The organism is Cryobacterium sp. MLB-32 (assembly GCF_000738085.1).
In the GTDB taxonomy this organism is placed as follows: Bacteria; Actinomycetota; Actinomycetes; order Actinomycetales; family Microbacteriaceae; genus Cryobacterium.
This window is the reverse complement of record NZ_JPRS01000337.1, coordinates 1-3,895: the sequence shown is the minus strand read 5'-3', so window position 1 is coordinate 3,895 and position 3,895 is coordinate 1. Positions and strand designations below refer to the sequence as shown.

The 3,895-nt window shown below is 67.0% G+C and carries 4 protein-coding genes; 3 read left to right on the top strand and 1 reads right to left on the bottom strand.

The annotated features are described in order from the left end of the window. The first annotated feature begins 76 nt into the window (after window positions 1-76). The 3 genes from rplL (at window position 77) to JF66_RS18330 (ending at window position 2,348) form a co-directional block, all read left to right on the top strand. On the top strand, window positions 77-460 hold the full coding sequence (gene rplL / locus JF66_RS18340; protein WP_035835376.1) for a 50S ribosomal protein L7/L12: 384 nt from the start codon (window positions 77-79) through the stop codon (window positions 458-460). 149 nt (window positions 461-609) lie between these two features. Continuing rightward, window positions 610-1,092, top strand: a complete 483-nt coding sequence (locus JF66_RS18335; protein WP_035880273.1) for a MarR family winged helix-turn-helix transcriptional regulator — start codon at window positions 610-612, stop codon at window positions 1,090-1,092. Further along, window positions 1,089-2,348, top strand: coding sequence for an MFS transporter (locus tag JF66_RS18330; RefSeq protein ID WP_051973743.1), 1,260 nt, complete (start codon window positions 1,089-1,091; stop codon window positions 2,346-2,348). The genes JF66_RS18335 and JF66_RS18330 overlap by 4 nt, the downstream gene beginning before the upstream one ends. A gap of 304 nt (window positions 2,349-2,652) precedes the next feature. Here JF66_RS18330 and JF66_RS18325 read toward each other — a convergent pair whose 3' ends face one another. Next, the gene (locus JF66_RS18325; protein ID WP_035880272.1) at window positions 2,653-3,672 is read right to left on the bottom strand and encodes a LacI family DNA-binding transcriptional regulator; all 1,020 of its coding nucleotides are present in this window, start codon (window positions 3,670-3,672) and stop codon (window positions 2,653-2,655) included. Window positions 3,673-3,895 lie beyond the last annotated feature (223 nt).

Genomic DNA, 3,895 nt, shown 5'->3' with positions numbered 1-3,895 from the left:
AAGCAGGAGTTCCGCAAACTAGGCACCTGCCTCGTCTTGCGGTTGAGAATTTTTAAGAAACTAAAAGGAGTACATCATGGCAAAGCTTTCCACTGAAGACCTGCTCGAGCAGTTCAAGGGCCTCACCCTCATCGAGCTCTCCGAGTTCGTCAAGGCGTTCGAGGAGACCTTCGAGGTCACCGCAGCAGCTCCCGTTGCAGCAGCTGGCGCAGCCGGCCCCGCAGCAGCCGTTGAAGAGGTCGAAGAGCAGACCGCTTTCGACGTCATCCTCGACGCTGTCGGCGACAAGAAGATCCAGGTCATCAAGGTTGTGCGCGAGCTCACCAGCCTGGGCCTCGGCGAGGCCAAGGCCGTTGTCGATGGCGCGCCGAAGGCCGTCCTCGAGGGCGTTGCCAAGGATGCAGCCGAGAAGGCAAAGGCAGACCTCGAAGCTGCAGGAGCAACCGTAACCCTCAAGTAGTCGATGCCCCTTCCGGGGCTCTACTGCATGAGTTTTACGGCCTGTCTAACGACAAGCCAGAACGGGCGTTGTCTCCACATGGAGATGGCGCCCGTTCGTCGTTTCCGGCGACGGTCGCTTTGCATAGCTTGGCTATGTATAGTTGACGGATGTCCACTCCTCTTCGTTCCCTCCTGGGCGACCTCGTCTCGGTCAACCACCGTCTCACCCGTGTCGCCGCCCGCGCCGCCGGCAGCTCCGAGTCGCCCGCCGTCTGGCGCACGCTGAGCGTGCTCGGCGCCGCCGGACCGATACGCCTCGGCGAACTCGCCGAACTGAGCCGTGTCGCCCAGCCGACCGCCACCAAACTTGTCACCAACCTCACCGGGCGAGGCTGGGCCACGCGCCTCTCGGACCCGGCGGACGCCCGGGCCACGTTGACGGCGATCACCCCGGCCGGGGTTGCGGCCCTGGCCGGCTGGCGCGATGAACTCGCCGGGGCCATGCTGCCGCTGTTCGTCGACCTCGGTGCCGAGGACGTCGCCGTGCTGCAGCGCGCAGTCGAGATCCTTCGGGAACGCGTCGACGCCGCGGCAGCTCCGCCGCGGGCATCCGCAGCTCCGGTCGACGCCCCCGCCGAGGCACGGTCGTGACGCGCCTCGAGACCGGCGCGGTTGCCGCCAGCGCGACCGGCAGCATCCTGCACCAGCCGCGCGCCGTGTGGGCCGTGGCGTTTGCCTGTGTGATCGCGTTCATGGGTATCGGCCTCGTCGACCCGATTCTGCCGGCGATCGCCCACGACCTGCAGGCCACGCCCACCGAAACGGAGATGCTCTTCACGAGCTACCTTCTGATCACCGGTGTGGCCATGTTCTTCACGAGCTGGCTCTCGAGTCGCATCGGGGCCAAACGCACCCTGCTGATCGGCCTTTCCCTCATCGTGGTCTTCGCCCTCGCGGCCGGGCTGTCCAGCAACGTCGAGTCGATCATCGGGTTCCGGGCGGGTTGGGGTCTGGGCAACGCGCTGTTCATCTCGACCGCCCTCGCCACCATCGTGGGTGCGGCGTCCGGTGGCACGAGTTCCGCGATCATTCTCTATGAGGCGGCCCTGGGGCTGGGCATCGCGATCGGCCCGCTACTCGGCGGGCTCCTCGGCAGCGTGAGCTGGCGCGGACCGTTCTTCGGCACAGCCACGCTCATGGCCATCGGCTTCATCGGCATCGTTGTTCTGATGAAAACGGATGCCCGACGGCCGGAGCCCACGCCGGTCTCGGCGCCCTTCCGCGCGCTGGCGAACCCGGCCCTCGGTGTGCTCGCGGCGGCCGCTCTGTTCTACAACATCGGCTTCTTCGTGCTGCTCGCCTACACGCCGTTCGCGCTCATACCCCTGGGGCTGGGCAGCGCCGTGACCCTGGGGCTGATCTTCTTCGGCTGGGGCCTCTCGCTCGCGGTCACCTCGGTCTGGGTTGCCCCGCTGCTCACTCGCCGTCTGCCGCGTACCCTCGTGCTTCGCCTGGTGCTGCCGCTGCTGGCCGTCGACCTCGTGGGCGCCGCGCTCGTTGTGGGCTCGGCGCCGGGCCTGATCGCGTGCGTGATCGTGGGCGGGATGCTGCTGGGCGTGCTCAACACCGTGCTCACGGAGTGCGTGATGGAGGCCACCGACCTGCCACGCTCGGTTGCCTCCTCGGCGTACTCCGGCGTGCGCTTTCTCGGTGGTGCCATCGCGCCGCCCGCCGCGACGCTGCTGGCCGGGGCGTATGCCGCGTCGACTCCCTTTTTCGCGGCTGCGGCATCCGTTCTCGTCGCGGCACTCATCGTGGTCCTCGGGCGCAAGCGCTTACGCAGAGCGGATGGCGTCGTCGTCGGTGCCGAGGAGGAGGCCGACGCCATCGGGGCCGGCGACCGCTGACGCACCCGCGCGGCGGCGCACCGTGCGGAAGCTGGCGCACGGTGCGGATGCGGCGGCGCAGGCCCCAGAACTTGGCGCATGGTGGACCATGCGCCAGTCTCCGCAGTCTGCGCTGAAGCAGGCGTGCGGATGCGGCGGCGCACCGTCCGGAAGCTGGCGCACCGTCCGGAAGCTGGCGCACCGTCCGGAAGCTGGCGCACGGTGCGGATGCGGCGGCGCAGGTTCCAGAACTTGGCGCATGGAGGACCATGCGCCAGTCTCCGCAGTCTGCGCTGAAGCAGGCGTGCGGAAGCCGCTGCGCGGGTCAGGCGACCGGGGGGCGTGGCGCGCTCGTGCTGGAGCGCATCACCAGGTTGGTGGGCAGCACGGTCGACACCTCTCGGTGCCTGTCGGGGGTGTCGAGGTCGGCCAGCAGCGAGGTGACCGCGAGTCGTCCCTGATTTCTGGGGTGCTGCTCGAGGGTCGTCAGTCGGAACATCTCCGCGTAGGGATGCCCGTCGATGCCGATCACCGAGAGTTCCGAGGGTACGAGGATGCCGAGTTCCCGAGCTGCCACGATGAGACCGATGGCGATCTCGTCGCTCGCCGCGAAGATGGCGGTGGGGCGTCGCCGGGGGTCGCCGAGCAGGCTCCTCCCCCTCTCATAGCCGCCGGGAACCGTGAGCTCACAGGCGTAGAACGTGTCCTTGATCGGGAGGCCGGCTGAACCCATGGCGGCGTTGAAGCCGCGAAGGCGCTTGCTGTGCACGTCGAAATCCATCTGCTCCTCGAGGCTGCCGCCGATGTGGAGGATGTGTGTGTGGCCGAGGCTGAGCAGGTGCTCGGTGGCGAGGCGGGCCGTGGCCACATCGTCGATGGCGATGGTGTGCACGCCGCGAATCGGACCGCCGATGCCCACGAGCGGACGTTGCATCTGGTGCAGGCTGTCGACTTCGTCCTCGGTCAGCTCGACGCCCACGGAGATTACGCCGTCAAAGCGTTTGCGCGCGAGAAAATACTCAAATACCCGCACGCGTTCCGGCGAGGAGGTCGGCAGATTGTAGAGAGTCATGTCGTAGCCCTGCGCCAGCAGCGCTTGTTCGACGCTCTCCAGCACCTCGGCGAAGAACCACCGGCTGATGTACGGGATGATCACGCCGATGTTCTTGGTGCGGCCGGTGACAAGGCTGGCGGCGTTGGGGGAGACCACGTACCCGATCGTGCGTGCCGCGGTGACGACGCGCGCTCGCGTCTCGTCGGAAACGTATCCTTTTCCACTGAGCGCGCGGCTGGCGGTGGCTTTGGCCACGCTGGCGAGGCGGGCGACATCCGCTATCGTGCTCACACCAGTCTCCGTCCTTGGACCCGTCAACCACAGGCTAGTGCCTTTGCGCCACTTCTGGAACCGGTTCCATGAAGTTGGTTCTGTACGAACACTCATCGTGCCCGTCGTGACGCGCGTCGGGTGTTCCGGGGCGCGATCTTTGCCATTCTGTAACATTTTTGGGGTTGCATACCGGTGAGGGGTGCCGTAATTTATGGTGTGGAACCGGTTCCCGAGTTCCACC